Origin of the sequence: Kingella pumchi (assembly GCF_022288825.1) — a bacterium.
GTDB classification, from domain to species: Bacteria; Pseudomonadota; Gammaproteobacteria; order Burkholderiales; family Neisseriaceae; genus Kingella_D; species Kingella_D pumchi.
Window position 1 is genome coordinate 34,377 of the sequence record NZ_JAKOOW010000033.1, and the last position, 15,704, is coordinate 50,080.

The 15,704-nt window shown below is 62.0% G+C and carries 16 protein-coding genes; 8 read left to right on the forward strand and 8 right to left on the reverse strand.

The window, feature by feature from the left end; translation table 11 throughout:
- Positions 1 to 30 precede the first annotated feature (30 nt).
- Both MB824_RS09030 and yjgA read right to left on the reverse strand, forming a co-directional pair.
- Complete coding sequence (locus tag MB824_RS09030) at positions 31 to 1,863, reverse strand: SurA N-terminal domain-containing protein (RefSeq protein WP_238748156.1); 1,833 nt, start codon at positions 1,861 to 1,863, stop codon at positions 31 to 33.
- Positions 1,864 to 1,994: 131 nt separating this feature from the next.
- Positions 1,995 to 2,528: a ribosome biogenesis factor YjgA gene (gene yjgA / locus MB824_RS09035; protein ID WP_238748157.1), complete on the reverse strand. Its 534-nt coding sequence runs from the start codon at positions 2,526 to 2,528 to the stop codon at positions 1,995 to 1,997.
- A gap of 129 nt (positions 2,529 to 2,657) precedes the next feature.
- On the opposite strand from yjgA, the gene pmbA reads away from it, so the two are divergent.
- The 4 genes from pmbA to MB824_RS09055 all read left to right on the forward strand — a co-directional run bounded on the left by pmbA (position 2,658) and on the right by MB824_RS09055 (position 6,799).
- Positions 2,658 to 3,989 (forward strand): metalloprotease PmbA, encoded by a 1,332-nt coding sequence (gene pmbA, locus MB824_RS09040; protein WP_238748158.1) that lies wholly within the window; start codon positions 2,658 to 2,660, stop codon positions 3,987 to 3,989.
- Positions 3,990 to 4,107: 118 nt separating this feature from the next.
- The gene (ruvB, locus tag MB824_RS09045) at positions 4,108 to 5,139 is read left to right on the forward strand and encodes a Holliday junction branch migration DNA helicase RuvB (protein WP_238748159.1); all 1,032 of its coding nucleotides are present in this window, start codon (positions 4,108 to 4,110) and stop codon (positions 5,137 to 5,139) included.
- 333 nt (positions 5,140 to 5,472) lie between these two features.
- Positions 5,473 to 6,174 (forward strand): helix-turn-helix transcriptional regulator, encoded by a 702-nt coding sequence (locus MB824_RS09050; protein WP_238748160.1) that lies wholly within the window; start codon positions 5,473 to 5,475, stop codon positions 6,172 to 6,174.
- A gap of 316 nt (positions 6,175 to 6,490) precedes the next feature.
- On the forward strand, positions 6,491 to 6,799 hold the full coding sequence (locus tag MB824_RS09055; protein ID WP_238748161.1) for a lysozyme inhibitor LprI family protein: 309 nt from the start codon (positions 6,491 to 6,493) through the stop codon (positions 6,797 to 6,799).
- A 186-nt stretch (positions 6,800 to 6,985) separates the two neighbouring features.
- On the opposite strand, the gene cls is transcribed toward MB824_RS09055, so the two are convergent.
- The 3 genes from cls to ygfZ form a co-directional block, all read right to left on the reverse strand.
- A complete protein-coding gene (gene cls / locus MB824_RS09060) occupies positions 6,986 to 8,455 on the reverse strand; it encodes a cardiolipin synthase (protein WP_238748162.1) in 1,470 nt (489 codons plus the stop codon).
- A gap of 166 nt (positions 8,456 to 8,621) precedes the next feature.
- Entirely contained in the window at positions 8,622 to 9,128 is a 507-nt protein-coding gene (locus MB824_RS09065) for a DUF4442 domain-containing protein (RefSeq protein ID WP_238748163.1), read from the reverse strand.
- A 1-nt stretch (position 9,129) separates the two neighbouring features.
- Positions 9,130 to 9,972, reverse strand: coding sequence for a CAF17-like 4Fe-4S cluster assembly/insertion protein YgfZ (gene ygfZ / locus MB824_RS09070; RefSeq protein WP_238748164.1), 843 nt, complete (start codon positions 9,970 to 9,972; stop codon positions 9,130 to 9,132).
- A 148-nt stretch (positions 9,973 to 10,120) separates the two neighbouring features.
- Between ygfZ and MB824_RS09075 the strand changes: the two genes are divergently transcribed.
- Positions 10,121 to 10,789, forward strand: coding sequence for a DedA family protein (locus tag MB824_RS09075; protein WP_238748270.1), 669 nt, complete (start codon positions 10,121 to 10,123; stop codon positions 10,787 to 10,789).
- A 186-nt stretch (positions 10,790 to 10,975) separates the two neighbouring features.
- Positions 10,976 to 11,479 (forward strand): cytochrome b, encoded by a 504-nt coding sequence (locus tag MB824_RS09080; protein ID WP_238748165.1) that lies wholly within the window; start codon positions 10,976 to 10,978, stop codon positions 11,477 to 11,479.
- A gap of 224 nt (positions 11,480 to 11,703) precedes the next feature.
- Here the strand turns inward: MB824_RS09080 and MB824_RS09085 are convergent, their stop codons facing one another.
- From MB824_RS09085 to MB824_RS09095, 3 genes are all read right to left on the reverse strand, one after another.
- Entirely contained in the window at positions 11,704 to 13,068 is a 1,365-nt protein-coding gene (locus MB824_RS09085) for a murein hydrolase activator EnvC family protein (protein ID WP_238748166.1), read from the reverse strand.
- Between the two features lie 158 nt (positions 13,069 to 13,226).
- Positions 13,227 to 13,823 (reverse strand): hypothetical protein, encoded by a 597-nt coding sequence (locus MB824_RS09090; RefSeq protein ID WP_238748167.1) that lies wholly within the window; start codon positions 13,821 to 13,823, stop codon positions 13,227 to 13,229.
- 62 nt (positions 13,824 to 13,885) lie between these two features.
- Positions 13,886 to 14,374, reverse strand: coding sequence for a GAF domain-containing protein (locus MB824_RS09095; RefSeq protein ID WP_238748168.1), 489 nt, complete (start codon positions 14,372 to 14,374; stop codon positions 13,886 to 13,888).
- Between the two features lie 124 nt (positions 14,375 to 14,498).
- On the opposite strand from MB824_RS09095, the gene MB824_RS09100 reads away from it, so the two are divergent.
- On the forward strand, positions 14,499 to 14,849 hold the full coding sequence (locus MB824_RS09100; protein WP_238748169.1) for a VOC family protein: 351 nt from the start codon (positions 14,499 to 14,501) through the stop codon (positions 14,847 to 14,849).
- Between the two features lie 57 nt (positions 14,850 to 14,906).
- Complete coding sequence (locus tag MB824_RS09105) at positions 14,907 to 15,518, forward strand: glutathione S-transferase N-terminal domain-containing protein (RefSeq protein WP_238748170.1); 612 nt, start codon at positions 14,907 to 14,909, stop codon at positions 15,516 to 15,518.
- The last annotated feature ends 186 nt before the right edge of the window (positions 15,519 to 15,704 follow it).

Below are 15,704 nucleotides of genomic sequence, written 5' to 3' on the forward strand. Positions count from 1 at the left end.
CTGGGGATGTCAGGCAGCCTGAAAAGGGGCTTATTGGTCTTCGAGCTTTTGTCTGCCCTGCTTGGCGGGAATTTCCTGCCGCAGCTTCTGCAGATAGGCTTCAATCAGGGTGTTGCCTTGGATAACCGCCAGCTGCTCTTTGATGGCGGCGCTCTCTTCGGCATTGGGTTTGACTTCGGAGAGCGACTGCACTTCGACCAGCTGCGGCATGCCGGTGCCCTGCAGCAGGGCGTAGGCGGGTTTGCCGTCTTTGGGCTGGGCTTTCATAATCGCCAGATAGTCGGCCGGCGGCATCATGCCGCGCAGCTGCTCGGGCATCACCGGCTGCGGGTTGGTCCAGTTGAGCGCGGGCTGTTTGCCGGCCTGCAGCTCGGCGAGCAGTTTTTTGTTGTGCTCGGTGGCCAGGCGGCGGCTTTCCGAGCGGATGTAGTCGGCCTTCACCTGCTCTTTGGCCTGCTCGAATGAAAGCTGCGCTTCGGGGCGGGTTTCGCTGGCGCGCAGCACCCATACCGAGCCGTCGGCGGCGCTAATCGGGTCGGAATTGTGTTTTTTGTCGAAAACGTCGCTGCCAAACAGCGCTTCGATTACCGCTTCAGGCAGCTTTTGCTCGGCGGCGCCGGCGCGGGTCAGCCAGTCGCCGCCGCTTTGCAGCGGCACGCCGAATTTTTTGGCGGCGCTTTCAAGCTCGCTGCTGTTGTTGATCACATAGTCGCCCAAGTCTTCGCGCAGTTTTTTCAGCGACTGGACGGCTTTTTTCTCTTTCAAGTCTTGGGCGATGCGCTGTTTGACGGCAGCGGGCGAGTTGTCGAGGATGTCGTTCACTTGGAAGACGTAGTAGCCGAAGCTGCCTTCGATCAGGGCGCTGACTTCGCCTTTGTTTAGCGCGAAAACTGCGTCTTCCAGCGGTTTTTCCAGCGTGCCGTTTTGGCTGATGTCGCCGATGTCGCCGCCTTTGGCGGCGCTGCCGTCTTTGGAGAAGCGCTGGGCGATGGCGGCAAACTGCTCGGGCGCGGCTTTGGCGGCTTGTGCCGCGGCTTCGGCTTCGGCGCGGGCGGCGGCTTTGGCGGCATCACCGCCTTTTACCGGAATCGGCACCATAATCATGCTGACGCGGCGGGTGGGCTTGAGTTTGTCCTGCTGCTGCTTGAAGATTTCGTCGATTTCGGCATCGCTCACGTTTTCGCGCTCGGCCAGTATTTTCGGCGACAGCAGCAGATACTGGTATTTCACCGCCTGCTGCTGGCGGTAGGCTTTTTGGTTGGCGCGGTAGAATTTCTGCAGTTCGGCGTCGTTTACCATAACTTTATCGGCAAAGGCGTTTTCGTCGGCCACCGCCAGACGGATGGTGCGCGCGGCGGCAACGCTGCGGGCAAACTGCGCCACCTGGGTATCGGGAATGCTGCCGTTGGCAAAGATTTTCTGCAGGGCGAAAGTCAGATACTGGTCGCGCAGGCGGTCGGTGTACTGCTCTTCGCTCATGCGGTTGCTTTGCAGGAAGTTGCGGAAGATTTGCGGGCTGAAGTCGCCGTTTTGGTCGTGGAAGTTGGGATCGTCCACAATCATCTGCTTGATTTGTTCGTCGGAAACCGCCACGCCCATTTTTTTCGCGCCTTCGAGCAGATAGGCCTGGTTGAGCAGCGCTTGGAACACTTCTTCGCGGCTGCCGCTGCCGCCGCTGTTGCGGGTGTTGTGCAGGGCGCGGTCGAGATCTTCGCGGGTGATGGTCTTCTCGCCGATTTGGACGATGTAGTTGCCGCTGCCCAGGCTGGTCAGGCTGACGGCGCTGAAGCCGACAAACGATAGGGCGATGCAGCCGAGCAGAAACTGGGAAGGTTTGCGGTATTTTTCGATCAGATGGAACATGGCGGTGCGGAAAAGGGGATAAGGGGAAAGGGGCGCATTTTAACGTGTTTTCACATTGCGCGGCATGGCTGTCAGGCAGCCTGAAAAGGAAAAAACGGCAAAACGGTTTTCAGGCAGCCTGAAACTCTTGATTAGGACTCTTGGTCGTCATTTTCGGCTTCGACGGCGCTTTCAGGCTGCATCAGCCGTTTCAGTTCCTGATACAGCGCGCGGAAGTTTTTCGGCGGCTTGGCCTGCTCCTGCTCTTTGCGCGTGTTGCGGATCAGGGTGCGCAGCACGCCGGCGTCGGCTGCCGGGTGCTCGGCGATAAAGGCGGTGAGCGCGTTATCGTCTGCCAAGAGACGGCTACGCGCCTGTTCGACCCGCTGCAAAAAGGCGTTATGCGCCTGGTTTTCGCCTTTGAGTGCCGATAAAAAGGCGCGGATGGGGGCGGGGTCGATGTCGCGCATCAGGCGGCCGATAAACTGGCTCTGCCGCTTCAAAGCGCCGTTGGACGTGATTTTGCGGTATTCGCGCACCGCCTCGGCCAATTCTTCCGGCAGGCCGATTTTTTTCAGGGTGTCGGCAGAAAGACGGGTCAGCTCCATGCCCAAATCCTGCAACTCGTTCATCTGTTTTTTCTTGGCGGTCTTGCTGACCCATTCGTCGTCTTGGTGCGTATCCATTTTTCAGGCTGCTGTGGCGGATAAAGCCGCGCATCATATAGCAAAAGCGCCGCTTTGTCGCTTTTGGCGCAAGGCAGCCTGAAAACGGTTAAAATGCCGCCCTTTCCTTGATATCCCGACCCGAGAACCATGATGTTCCAACACACAGCATCCGACCTTAGCGACGTAGTGGCGCGCACGCTGGCGCTGGCCAAGGCCAAGGGCGCGCAGGCTGCCGAAGCCGCCGTTAGCGAATCAGTGGGGCTGAGCGTACAGGTGCGGCTGGGCGAAACCGACCAGATCGAGCACCGCCAGGACAAATCGCTGGATCTGACCGTGTATCTGGGGCAGAGCAAAGGCCGCGCCAGCACCGCCGACTTTTCCGAACAGGCGCTGGCCGGCACCGTTCAGGCTGCCCTGGACATCGCCCGCTACACCGCGCAAGACCCCTATGCCGGCCTGGCCGATGCCGATCTGATGGCCACCGACACCCCAGATTTGGACAAATACCACGAATGGGATGTCGGCAGCGCCCAGGCGCTCGAGCTGGCGACCAACTGCGAAGCGGCGGCGCTCGATTTTGACGCGCGCATCGGCAATTCCGAAGGCACCAACGTGCAAAGCAGCCACTCGCAGTTTGCCTACGGCAACAGCCACAGCTTTTTGCGCCACCAGCAGGTGAGCCACCACAGCATTTTCTGCAGCGTGCTTGCCGAAGATGCCGGCGGCATGGAGCGCGATTATTGGTTCGATATGTCCTGCGATGCCGCTGAGCTTCAGGCTGCCGCTGCCATCGGCCGCACCGCTGCCGAGCGCACCGTTGCCCGTCTCGGCGCCCGCAGCGTGCCCACCGGCAGCTATCCGGTGCTGTTCGACCACACCGTGGCCGGCAGCCTGATCGGCCATCTGGTCGGCGCGCTCAGCGGCAGCGCGCTCTACCGCCACAGCAGTTTTCTCTGCGACAGCATCGGCAGCCGCATTTTTCCCGATTTCGTCAATCTGCGCGAAGAGCCGCACCTGCCGCGCCGTTTCGGCAGCACCTATTTCGACAGCGAGGGCGTGGCCACGGCGCCGCGCTTCGTAATCGAAGAGGGCAGCGTGCGCGGCTATTTTCTCGGCAGCTACAGCGCGCGCAAACTCGGCATGCAGACCACCGCCAACGCCGGCGGCGCGCACAATCTGGTGCTCGGCGCCACCTGCGCCGGCCGCGAAGATTTGCTGCGGCAGATGGGCAGCGGCCTGCTGCTGACTGAATTAATGGGGCAGGGCGTCAATACCCTGACCGGCGACTATTCGCGCGGCGCCGCCGGCTTCTGGGTGGAAAACGGCGTGATTGCCTATCCGGTCAGCGGCATTACCGTGGCCGGCCGGCTGCAGGAAATGTTTGCCGCCATCGAAGGCATTGCCGACGATGCCCTGCCGCGCGCCGGCAACCGCGTCGGCTCGATACTGGTCGGCAAGATGACCGTGGCCGGCAGCTGATTCCGTCCGCCGCCTTTCAGGCAGCCTGAAAGCCGGTTTTGCCCGTTTTTTCCCTTTTCAGGCAGCCTGAACCGCCGTTTTCCCATTTTCAGGCTGCCTTGCTCAAAGCCCAATCCCTATGCTCGAAACCGACAATCTTACTTCCCACGCCGCGCCGCGCATGGTGGCGGCGCAGAAAATGTCCGCCCAGGAAGAGCAGCTCGAACGCGCCCTGCGGCCGAAAACGCTGGCCGACTACATCGGCCAGCACAAGGCCAAATCGCAGCTGGAAATTTTTATTCAGGCTGCCCGTGCGCGCGGCGAAGCGCTCGACCACACCCTGCTGTTCGGCCCGCCCGGGCTGGGCAAAACCACGCTGGCGCACATTATCGCCAAAGAATTGGGCGTCAACCTGCGCCAGACCAGCGGCCCGGTGCTCGAGCGTGCCGGCGATTTGGCGGCGCTGCTCACCAATCTCGAGCCGCACGACGTGTTGTTTATCGACGAAATCCACCGGCTCAGCCCCGTGGTTGAAGAAATCCTTTATCCCGCGCTCGAAGACTACCAGCTCGACATTATGATCGGCGAAGGCCCCGCCGCCCGCTCGGTGAAAATCGACCTGCCGCCCTTCACGCTGGTGGGCGCCACCACCCGCGCCGGCATGCTCACCAACCCGCTGCGCGACCGTTTCGGCATCGTTTCGCGCCTGGAGTTTTACCGCGCCGACGATTTGTCCACCATCGTCGCCCGTTCGGCAGAGCTGCTGCAAATGGCGCTCGATGAAGACGGCGCGCTGGAAATTGCCCGCCGCAGCCGCGGCACCCCGCGCATCGCCAACCGCCTGCTGCGCCGCGTGCGCGACTACGCCGAAGTCAAACACGGCGGCCGCGCCGATGCCGCCGTGGCCGATGCCGCGCTGTCGATGCTCGATGTCGATGCCGTCGGCCTGGACATGATGGACCGCAAATTTCTCGAAGCCGTGCTCTTCAAATTCGGCGGCGGCCCCGTCGGCCTGGAAAACGTCGCCGCCGCCATCGGCGAGAGTCCCGACACCATCGAGGACGTAATCGAACCCTATCTGATCCAGCAGGGTTTTTTGCAGCGCACCCCGCGCGGCCGCGTCGCCACCGAATTGAGCTACCGCCACTTCGGCTTGCCGCCGGCAGAATAACAAACAGGCAGCCTGAAAAGCGGGTTTGGGCTGTTGGTGGCGGATGTCTGTTCGCCCGCCGTGTTGTTTGGCCGGACGGCGCTTGCTTGTTCCGTCGTTTGCGTGCCGCCCAACCGTTTGCACATGGTTTTGTTGTTTTTGGATTGTCCGAACGTTTCGGTGTGCGGTGCGCACCCTACGCCCGATCTTGTAGGGTGCGCACCGCGCACCAAAAACACAAATACCGCCGCTTTTCCCGCAATGCCCCTTACACCTTTCAGGCTGCCTTGCCGGCCAAAGCAGCCTGAATAAGCGTCCGCCCGTTCCGTTTCCCTTATTTCACCCCCCGATCCCATGAGCCGCACCCAACGCCTGCTGCAACTGTCCGACCTGCTGCGCCGCAGCCGCCGCCCGCTGCCGGCGCAGGAAATGGCTGCCGAGCTGCAAATCAGCGTGCGCACCGTTTACCGCGACATCGCCCTGCTGCGCGCGCAGGGTGCCGACATCCGCGGCGAAGCCGGCGTCGGCTTTGAATGGCGCGGCGGCTGGCTGATGCCGCCGGCCGCCTTTGGGCAGGACGAACTGGCCGCGCTGCTGCTCGGCCTGCGCTGGGCGGCGCGGCAGGGCGGCGCCGGCGAAGCCGCCCGCTCGGCGCTGGAAAAAATCCGCGCCCTGATTCCGCCGGCCGCCGCCGAGCTGGAAAACATGGCGCTCTATCCGCTTGCCGATGCCGGCTGTACGCCGCAGGAAGCGCAGGTGCTGGAGCATATCCGCGCCGCGCTCGGCAGCGGCCGTTACCTGTGTTTCGACTATACCGACGCCGAAGGACGCGCCAGCCGCCGCCAAGTCCAGCCGGTGGCGGTCGGCTATTTCGGCGACCGCGGCGTGCGCCTGCTCGCCGCCTGGTGCTGCCTGCGCGGTGACTTCCGCCATTTCCGCTGCGACCGTATCAGCCGCATTGAAACCGGCGCCGCCGCCGCTACACCCCACCGCCTGTTGCTGCAGCGCTGGCGCGAACAAGACTGCGGCGGCGCTTTGATCGATTTCGATTTTTGAGCACCGTACCGTTTGGCCGCATAGCGAAAGCAGCCTGAAAGCCTAAGCCGTAGGGTGCGCCACGCGCACCGAAACGCCGCCCAAATGCTTTCAGGCTGCCTTTAAGCAAACCGGCATGCAGCAATATCGCCGGCCAGCAGCCGGAGAGTTTGACGAGTACGCCAAGACGGCAGGGAAAGCACAAAAATGCCCGAACGATTAGTCCTGTGTTTATACTTCCAAGCTTCAAATTTCCATTCGGAGTGCAGTTGTGAAAACGTTTTTTCCTGCTTTTTTGCTTGGCATGGTTCTGTCTGCAACAGTATACGGATATGATGTGCCCATCTACGTCGATCCGCGCTGCGTGGGCTTGGAAGGTATCGATTTGGCCAATTGCAGCTTTTATCTTGAGAAGCGCACGAAAGCCAAACTGCGCAAAACCTATCTGAAAGCATTGGGCTATACGGTAGAAAAAAGGCATCTGCGCCAATCGCAGAAGCTGTGGGAGCAGTTCGCGCAGTATGAATGCACGCAGGATAACGGCAATACTTCGTCTTATGTGCCCGTCCATTTTGCTTTTTGCTATGTCCGCAAGATGGATCAGCGCGACAGGGAAATCCGTCAGATGTATCCCTTTGCGTTTTAACGGCAACGCCAATGCGGCAGCCTGAAAAAAAGCAGCCTGAAACGGGAAAGTCCGTTTCAGGCTGCTTTTTATTGCCGGTAGATTGGGTAGCCTGAAAGCGTTTGGGCGGTGTTTCGGTGCGCAGGGCGCACCCTACAGCTTGGGTTTTCAGGCTGCCGGAAAGCCCCAAACCGGTGGCCGCTGGCCTTACAGCAGCGGGCTGACCAGCCGCACGCAGCGTTCGGCGAAGCGGCGCAGGGGGCGGCGCTGCTGCCAGCGCTGGGGGTCGAGTGCTTCGCTGTGCGCCAGATAGCTTTGCAGCAGCGCGGCGATGTCGGCGGCGGTGTCGCTGCCGTAGGCCATCAGGCTGACTTCGAGGTTGAGATAAAAGCTGCGCATGTCGATATTGACGGTGCCGAACAGGGCGAAGCGGCCGTCCACCAGCACGGCTTTGGTGTGCAGCAGGCCGCCGTCGAACATCCGCAGTTTGACGCCGGCGGCCAGTAGCGGCTGGTAGTAGGCTGCGGCGGCGTAGCGCACCAATCGGGAATCGACGCGGCGCGGCATAATCAGGGTAACGTCCACGCCGCGGCGGGCGGTGGTGATCAGGGTGTTGAGCAGGGCTTCGTCGGGTACGAAATAGGGGGTGCTGATCAGCACGCTTTCTTGGGCGATATTGAGCGCGTTGGTCAGCACGTCGTAAACCAGCGAGCTGTCGCCGCCGGGGTGGGAGGGCAGCACCTGCAGCTGGCGGCCGTCGGCGGTGCTGCCGGCGGCGGGGGCGAAATCGGGCATTTCGGCGGTGTAGTGGCTCAGGTAGGTGATGGTTTCGTCGAGATTACGGTTGGTTTCGCCCGCCCAGTCGCCGTAGAACACCGCTGCCAGCTCTTGGGCGGCGGGACCTTCGCAGCGCAGCACGGCATCGACCCATTCGCCGACGCCGGCGCTTTGCTTGAACAGGCGCGGATCGACCAGGTTGTAGCTGCCGGTGTAGGCGGTGCGGTAGTCGGTAACCAGAATCTTGCGGTGGTTGCGCAAATCGCTGCGCACCCACAGCGAGCGCCACAGGGCAAAGGGCAGGGCAGGGGTAACTTCGACGCCGGCCTGCCGCAGCCGCGCCGGCCAGCCGGAGCGCCAAAAGGCGGCGCTGCCCAGCGAATCGGCCAAGAGCTGGCAGCGCACGCCGCGCTGTGCCGCGCGCATCAGCGCTTCGAGTACGGCGGCAACGCGACCGCTGCCGTCGACAATATAAAACGCCATCAGGCAGCAGTGTTGCGCGGCGTCGATGTCGGCGGCAAAGGACTGCAGAATCTCGTCGGTATCGGACAAAAGGCGCACGTGGTTGCCGCCGGTAACGGGATGGCCGCTACTGATGCGCACTAGATGGGCCAGCTGGGCGAAGCGTTTTTCCGCCGGTTCGGTGGTCTGCGGCGGCATAAAGCGGTCGGCAAAGGCGTCGTGAAAGGCCAGAAGCTCGGCCTGGCGCACTGCCCGCCCGCGCCCGAGACGCGGCTCGCCGATTAAGAGATACAGCAGCACGCCGAATACGGGGAAGGCAAACAACAGCGCCAGCCACGCCAGCGCGGCGCTGCCGGAGCGGCGGGCGTAAATCACGCGCAGGGCGACGGTTAGGGTTAAAGCAAAGTGGCTGAGAATCAGAATGTCCGACCAGTTCATTAGCGATACTCCGTGAATAAAAAGCAGCCTGAAAGCGGCAGAAAACGGCTTTTCAGGCTGCTTGGGACAGGGCGGATTATAGACGGTGGCTTTTCAGGCTGCCCGGTTTGCCAAAAAGCAGCCTGAAAAAAGCAGCCTGAAAGGTTTTCAGGCTGCCTGCAGCGGATTAGTCCCCCGCCTGCGGGCGCAGCTCTTTTTTCAGGCGCACATAAACCACGCGGCGCACCAGGGCGACGGTGTCGCCGTGATCGTCGTACACCCGCACGGTAAACTCCGGCAGGTGCTTGCCGCCGCCGGCGATTGCCGCTTCGATGGCGGCGATTTCGTCGCGGCTGATGCTGCAGTCGAGATAAACCGCGCCGCGGCCGGGTTTGACAAACTCGATTTCGGCGGCCTTGTCCCACACATAGCAGCGGCCGTGGAAAATGCCGTTGAGCATTAGCGAGTAGATCGGGTCGGTCATGGCAAACAGGCTGCCGCCAAACTGGCTGCCGTGCAGGTTTTGCGTGCTGCGCCAGCCGGCGAGCTTGGCGCGGATGCGGGTGAAGTCGTCGGCCAGATGGGTGATGCGGATGCCGCTGAACAAGAGCGGCGGCCACAAATTGAGCATCCTTTGCGTGCGCCGTGCGCTTTTGGGGCGCTGGCGCCGGCGGCGGATCAGGCGCAGCGGCATCTTATTCTTCCGTCTCGCCGGTGGCGAAGAAATAATGGCTGGTGGTGAACGGATTGCCCTGTTCGTCGGCCAGTTCGGCGCCGGCGGCCGAATGCTTGATTACCAGCAGGTTCAGGCTGCCGGCGCTGTTGAGCACGCTGCCGGCGTCTTCGCCGTTATTGAGCACTTTGCCGCCGGCCTGCTGCGGCGCGGCGTTTTCGGCAATCGCCAGCCCGCGTTTGACCTGGCCGCGGTATTGGGCGCGGGCGATGACTTCCTGGCCGGGGTAGCAGCCTTTGCGGAAATGGATGCCGCCGATGGTGTGCTGGTTGAGCATCTGGGCGACGCAGCTTTCGCTGGTGGCGGCGCAGATCCACGGATAGCCGCTGGCGATTTCGTGCTGCTGCCAGCGTGTTTCGGCGGCGGCGTCGTAAGGCGGCAGCTCGGCGGCGGTGGCAATCTGCATCACGCCGCCGTGCGGCAGTTCGGCGCGGCCCTCGGGCGCGGGAAACTGGTGCTGCGGTTCGCTCGGGAAAACGGGAGCGGCATCATCGGGCAGCAGGCCGGCCACGCCGTAGTCGGGCAGGATTTCAAACTGCACTTTGGCGCGCATCACAAACATCCGCAGCCGCTTCAGCACGGTTTCCGCCAGATCGGCGGCCAGCGCCAGCAGGATTTCGTCGCCGGCGTTGTAGGCCAAAAGGTTGGCGATCACGCGGCCTTTGGGCGTGTTGTAGGTGGCATAGCAGGCATGGCCGGCGGGAAGGTTGTTGATGTCGTTGGAAAACTGGCCGTGCAAAAAGCTGTGGCGGTCGTCGCCGACGGCGCGGATAACGGCGAAAAAGGGCAGGGTGCTGGCAGACATGTTAAAAGTTTCCTTTCCGGTGAAACAATTTGCGATGGCGGAAAATAACGCCTTTTGACGCCGCTTTCAAGCGCCGGCAGCCTGAAAATGGTCAAGCTGCGGTTTTGCCGATAAAATGCGCGCCCCCAACTACTTCAGGCAGCCTGAAATGATAAGTGCCGCTTCCCAGTATTTTTCCGCCCTAATTGATATCGTGCTGCACATCGACCAACATCTGGCGGCGCTGGCCGGCGAATACGGCGTGTGGATTTACGCCGTATTGTTTGTGATCGTTTTTTGCGAAACCGGGCTGGTGTTCACCCCGTTTTTGCCCGGCGATTCGCTGCTGTTTGCCGCCGGTGCGGTGGCCGCGTCTTCCGGCGGCAGCCTGAATGTGCACCTGATCGCCGCACTGCTGCTGGCGGCGGCGATACTGGGCGACGCCGTCAATTTCGCCATCGGCAAAGCCTTCGGCGCGCGGCTGTTTTCGCGCCCGAACTCGCGCCTGTTCAAACCCGAATACCTGCAAAAAACCCACGCCTTTTACGAAAAATACGGCGGCAAAACCATTATCCTCGCCCGCTTCGTGCCGGTGGTGCGCACCTTCGCCCCCTTTGTGGCCGGCATGGGGCGGATGCACTACGCCACCTTTATCCGCTACAACATCATCGGCGCGCTGGCGTGGGTGCTGCTTCTGACCTATCTGGGCTACGCCTTCGGCAACGTGCCGCTGGTTAAACAGAATTTCGGCTTGCTGGTTATCGGCATTATCGTGGTATCGGTGCTGCCGATGGCGGTGGAAATCGTCCGCGCCTTTGTGCGCAAAAAGCGCGCGTAAAGGGCGAGGCGCAACAGGCAGCCTGAAAAGGCAACAACCCCCTTATTCCCGTCAATGCCGCCCAGCTTTCAGGCTGCCAGCACCCCCAAGCAACCCGAAACGCCGCTGGAGCAACTGCTCTTTGTGCGCGGCGGCAAAGCCGTTATACTCCGCGCCTTCGCAAACCACTTAAATAAAGACAAAAACATGAAACCCGATACTTTCGAACGCTACGGCTCGGTGAGCCGTTTTTTCCATTGGTCGATGGCGCTGCTGTTTGTATTTATGTACTACAGCGCGGTGCTGTTTTCGCAGGAAAACTTCGACCTGATGCCCTACCACAAAGCCACCGGCCTGCTGCTGATGCTGCTGATTCTGCTGCGCGTGGTGTGGATGCTGGCCAATCTGAAAAAGCGCCCGCACGGCTCGCTGGTGGTCAAACTCGGCCATCTGGCGCTGTATCTGCTGATGCTGGCGGTGCCGGCCGTCGGCCTGATCCGCCAATACGGCGCGGCGCGGCATCCTCTGGAAATCGGCCCATTCACCCTGCCGCAGGCGGCGGAGAAAATCGAATGGATGTCCAATCTCGGCAACGCCGCCCACGGCAAACTGGGCTGGCTGCTGATGGCTTTTGCCATCGGCCATGTTGCCATGGCGCTTGTCCACCAGCTTAAAGGCGAAAAACTGCTGCAGCGCATGGCCGGCCGCTAAATCCGTTTTTGCAATCAACAAAACGCCCGTTTCAGGCAGCCTGAAACGGGCGTTTGGTTTGGGTGGGCAGACAGGCAGCCTGAAAGCGTTGCCCGCCGTATCTGCCAAACGGTGCGCGGTGCGCACCCTACCGCCCATTTAGCCTGCGCTGATGCAGCCTGAAAGCGGCAAACCGGCTTTCAGGCTGCTTTTTGTTTGGGCAGACGGCGTTTTCAGGCTGCCGTTTAGCGCAGCCAGGACTGCGGGTTGATGGTGCGGCCGCGGTAGCGCAGTTCGAAATACAGGCCCTGTTCGCCGCTGGGCAGGGTGCCGCTGCTGCCGATGCTTTGGCCGGCGGCGACGCTGCTGCCGTTGCCGACGGCCAGCGACGAGAGTCCGCCGTAAACCGAAAGGTAGCCGTCGCCGTGGCTGATGATGACGGTGTTGCCGTAGCCGCGCAGGTCGGCGGCGTATTCGACGCGGCCGGCGGCGACGCTGCGCACGGCGGCGTGGTCGGCGGCGAAAAACAGTCCGCGCCAGACGCCGCCGCTGGGGCGGGCGCTGCCGAAGCGGCCGCTGACGCCGGCGGATACCGGCCGCAGCAGGGCGCCTTGTTTGCGGCCGAAGCCGCTGCCTTCGGGGGCTTTGGCGGCGGGGCGGGCTTGGTCGGACGTGGTGTTGTCGCGGGACGGTTCGGTGCGGGCGCTGTTTTCATCCAGCGCCAAATCTTCGGCGGTCAGCGTCGAGCGTTCGCGCTGTTGGTCGCGCTTGCCGGCGTTTTGGCTGCCGGCTGGGTTTTTGGCTGCCGGCGGCGGGGTTTTGGCGGCAGGTTTTTTTGCTGCCTGCTCGGCTTTGGCGCGGGCGGCTTTTTCCCGCTGGGCGGCTTCGGCTTTGCGCTGGGCGGCTTCGCGGGCGGCAATTTGGGCGACGATTTGGTTGAGCCGTTTTTCGTCTTGGCGCAGGCCGGCCAGGCGGCGGTTTTGTTTGTCGATGTCGGCGCTCAGGCGGCGGCTGTCGCTTTGGGCTTTGCTTTCTTCCTGGCCGAGTTGTTTGAGTTTGCTGCGGCTGGCGGCGGCCAGTTTTTCCAGACGCGCCAGCTCGGCATTGACCGCCGTTTCTTGGCGGTTTAATTCGCGCTGCTGTTCGGCCAGCCGCTGCAGCACTTTGTCGTTGGCCTGGCTGATATGGCGGCTGTAGCGCAGAAAACGGCTTTTTTGCGCGGCATCGGCGTTTTTCAGAAACAGCACGAGGGCGTGGCTTTGGCGGTTGCGGTAGTTGCCGTTGATCAGGCGCGCCACTTGCGCTTTGGTGGCGGCGATGTCGGTTTTCAGGCTTTCGAGATCGGTTTGCAGCTTCTGCAGGCTGCTCCAGGCGGCGTTTTGGCGGCGGGTGATGGCTTCGAGCTCGCGTTTGAGCTGCTGCAGGCGCAGTTTGGCGCGCTGCAGGGCGGCATCGGCGCGGCGGCGGGCGTTTTCTTTCTGCTGCAGCTCCTGCTGGGCACGGCCGATGGCCTGCTGCACGCTGTCGAGCCGCTCGCTCTCGTTTTCGGCATGCGCGGCGGTGCAGGCAAAAACGGCGGCCAGCAGCAGAAGGCGGAAACGGTTTTTCATGGCGGGGGACTGGTCGGGAAAAGCCGCGATTATAACGGCAGGCGCCGGCAGCCTGAAAAGCGGCGGCGGATATTTTTCAGGCTGCCTGTATGCCGAAGGCACAGAGCAAAGCAGCCTGAAAGCCGGTTTGGCGCTTTCAGGCTGCTTGGCAAGCGGGGTTACTGCCGGTATTGCGACGCCCGCAGCGGGTCTTCGGGAATCTGTTGGAGAAAGCCTTTGCCGAAGCCTTTGATCGAGGCAAGGTTTTCGTCGATATGGGTGGCGCGGATGCGGATAATCGAATTAAAGAGCGCCATCAGCAGAAGCAGCGCCAAAGGCACGATAACCAGCAGGGCATTGATTTCGCGGTATTCGCCGGAGAATATCACCAAAAACGGCAGCAGCAACAGCACCAGAAAAACGATGGCCAGCGCCAGATTCAGGCGGCGGCGCCAGATGTGCTTGGGGCAGTAGCACAGCGTAAGCAGCACTTTTTTGCGCAGCAGCAGCGCCAGAACGGCATACAGCAGCAGCGCCAGTCCGCCGGTAATAAATACCAGCAGCAGCACCCAATACACATGCGGCGAATGCCAGTAGAGCTTGCTCGGCCTGGCCGGCGGCTGCGCCGCTTCGCCGCAGCGCACGCAGCAGTGGGGCAGATCGCTCTCGGGCGGCAGATAGACGGTTTTGCCGTCGCGCCAGCATTCGTGTTGGTTAAACAGTTGCTCTTCGGCAGCCTGCGGGGTTTGGTAGGGGTTGAAATCGTTGTTTGTCATCGGAAGTCGGTTTTTTTGCTTGGGGGAGGGAGACGGTATTTTCAGGCTGCCTGCGGCCGGCGCTATTTGGGCGGCAGGCAGCCTGAAAGCAGGGCGGCGATTTGCTGCAGGCCGGCGGCGTCGGTGTCGTCGAAAGCCGCAAGCTCTTCGGCATCGGCATCAAGCACGCCCCACACTTTGCCGTGACGGTTGGTAAGCGGGACGACGATTTCCGACTGCGCGCGCGAGGAGCAGGCGATGTGGTCGGGATGGGCATTGACATCGGCTACCACCAACGTGGCGCGCTGCTGCCATGCCTGTCCGCACACGCCGCGGCCGTAGGCAATGCGGGTGCAGGCCAGCGGCCCTTGGAACGGCCCCAACACCAAATCGTTGTCGCGCACCAGATAAAAGCCCACCCACAGCCAGCCGAAGGCTTCTTTGAGCACGGCGGCGGTGTTGGCAAGATTGGCGGTTAGGTCGGTTTCGCCTGCGATTAGGGCGACGATTTGCGGCAGCAGCTCGGCATAGCGCTCGGATTTGTTGTTGCCGCTAAGGTTCAACGTGTGCATGGTATCGGGCAGCCTGAAAACAAAAAGGCCGCCATTATCCGCCTAAAGCACCCTTATCGGAAAGCGCCGCGCGCGTGTAGAATGGCCGTTTTCCCACCCGTCAATACGACCTATGGAGAAACACATGAAAAAGCTCTTTCCCACAAACAGCCTGATTTCCGTGATTAAAGTATCCGACTATGCCGCCGCACTGGCTTGGTACGGCGCCTGGCTGGGCGAGCCGGACGAAGTGCCGATGGATGGCATGGCGGAATGGCGCATTGCCGATAATGCCTGGCTGCAACTGGATGCCAGCGAAGGCGCTGCCCATCCCGCTGCCGTCGTTATCGGCGTGAATGATGTTGCCGCCTGCCGTGCGGCCTTGCTGACGGCGGGAATTGCCGCCGGCGACATTGTCGATTGGGAGGTCGTTCTGTGCTGCGACCTGCACGACCCGGACGGCAACAGAATTTCCCTGGCACAAGTCATCGGATAACACCATGATCGCTTACCTGCGCGGCACGTTCCTGCTCAAACAGGCAAGGAGCAGGCAATGAAACTGTACACCAGCATCACTTCCCCGTATTCCCGCGCCATTATGCTGACCGCGCTCTCGCAGGGCATGGACGGCTTGGCATTGGCTTACGCCGATCCGTGGGCGACGCCGCCGGAGCTGACCGCCGTCAATCCGCTCTCGCAGGTGCCGGCGCTGCTTGCCGACGACGGTACCGTTATCTGCGGCACGGCCTTTGTTGCCGACTACCTGTTCAGCCATCCGCTGCACGACGCGCAGCAGGCGGCGCTGGCCGGCTATGCGCAGGCGCTGCTCGACCAGGTGGTCAAAGCCTATTCGCTGGCCAAATTCCTGCCCGATGGCATGGCCGAACACCCGCATATCCCGCGTGCTCGCGAAGCCGTGGTCCGCGGCCTGCAGCAGGCGCCCGCGCTTGATCCGCGCAGCAATGAGTTCGCCCACCATCTGCTGGGCATGGCCTTTTCCTATGCCGAACTGCGCCATCCTACGCTGTTTGACCAACTGGGCGATGCCAACCGCGCCGCCTTTTCCGAATACCGGCAGCGCGCCGACGTGCAGGCCGTCGGCATCGAAGCGCTCGAGCGCAAACCCGCTACCATCGCCGCCATCCGCGCCACCATCGCCGCCTGACGGGCAAAGCAGCCTGAAAAAGCAGCCTGAAAAGCCGTTTTCCGCCTTTCAGGCTGCTTTTTTCAGGCTGCCTGTGGGGCAAACGAAAGAGAAAAAAGCCTGTATTGCTGCAGGCTTTTTGCAACGGTCAAAAGGTAAACGGCTGCTGCCGCAGACAAAAAAGCAGCCTGAAAACCACAACTCGGT

Coding starts and splice junctions, on each gene's coding strand:
- MB824_RS09030 (WP_238748156.1), bottom strand. CDS start 1,863: ATGTTCCATCTGATCGAAAAATACCGCAAACCTTCCCAGTTTCTGCTC.
- yjgA (WP_238748157.1), bottom strand. CDS start 2,528: ATGGATACGCACCAAGACGACGAATGGGTCAGCAAGACCGCCAAGAAA.
- pmbA (WP_238748158.1), top strand. CDS start 2,658: ATGATGTTCCAACACACAGCATCCGACCTTAGCGACGTAGTGGCGCGC.
- ruvB (WP_238748159.1), top strand. CDS start 4,108: ATGCTCGAAACCGACAATCTTACTTCCCACGCCGCGCCGCGCATGGTG.
- MB824_RS09050 (WP_238748160.1), top strand. CDS start 5,473: ATGAGCCGCACCCAACGCCTGCTGCAACTGTCCGACCTGCTGCGCCGC.
- cls (WP_238748162.1), bottom strand. CDS start 8,455: ATGAACTGGTCGGACATTCTGATTCTCAGCCACTTTGCTTTAACCCTA.
- MB824_RS09065 (WP_238748163.1), bottom strand. CDS start 9,128: ATGCCGCTGCGCCTGATCCGCCGCCGGCGCCAGCGCCCCAAAAGCGCA.
- ygfZ (WP_238748164.1), bottom strand. CDS start 9,972: ATGTCTGCCAGCACCCTGCCCTTTTTCGCCGTTATCCGCGCCGTCGGC.
- MB824_RS09075 (WP_238748270.1), top strand. CDS start 10,121: ATGATAAGTGCCGCTTCCCAGTATTTTTCCGCCCTAATTGATATCGTG.
- MB824_RS09080 (WP_238748165.1), top strand. CDS start 10,976: ATGAAACCCGATACTTTCGAACGCTACGGCTCGGTGAGCCGTTTTTTC.
- MB824_RS09085 (WP_238748166.1), bottom strand. CDS start 13,068: ATGAAAAACCGTTTCCGCCTTCTGCTGCTGGCCGCCGTTTTTGCCTGC.
- MB824_RS09090 (WP_238748167.1), bottom strand. CDS start 13,823: ATGACAAACAACGATTTCAACCCCTACCAAACCCCGCAGGCTGCCGAA.
- MB824_RS09095 (WP_238748168.1), bottom strand. CDS start 14,374: ATGCACACGTTGAACCTTAGCGGCAACAACAAATCCGAGCGCTATGCC.
- MB824_RS09100 (WP_238748169.1), top strand. CDS start 14,499: ATGAAAAAGCTCTTTCCCACAAACAGCCTGATTTCCGTGATTAAAGTA.
- MB824_RS09105 (WP_238748170.1), top strand. CDS start 14,907: ATGAAACTGTACACCAGCATCACTTCCCCGTATTCCCGCGCCATTATG.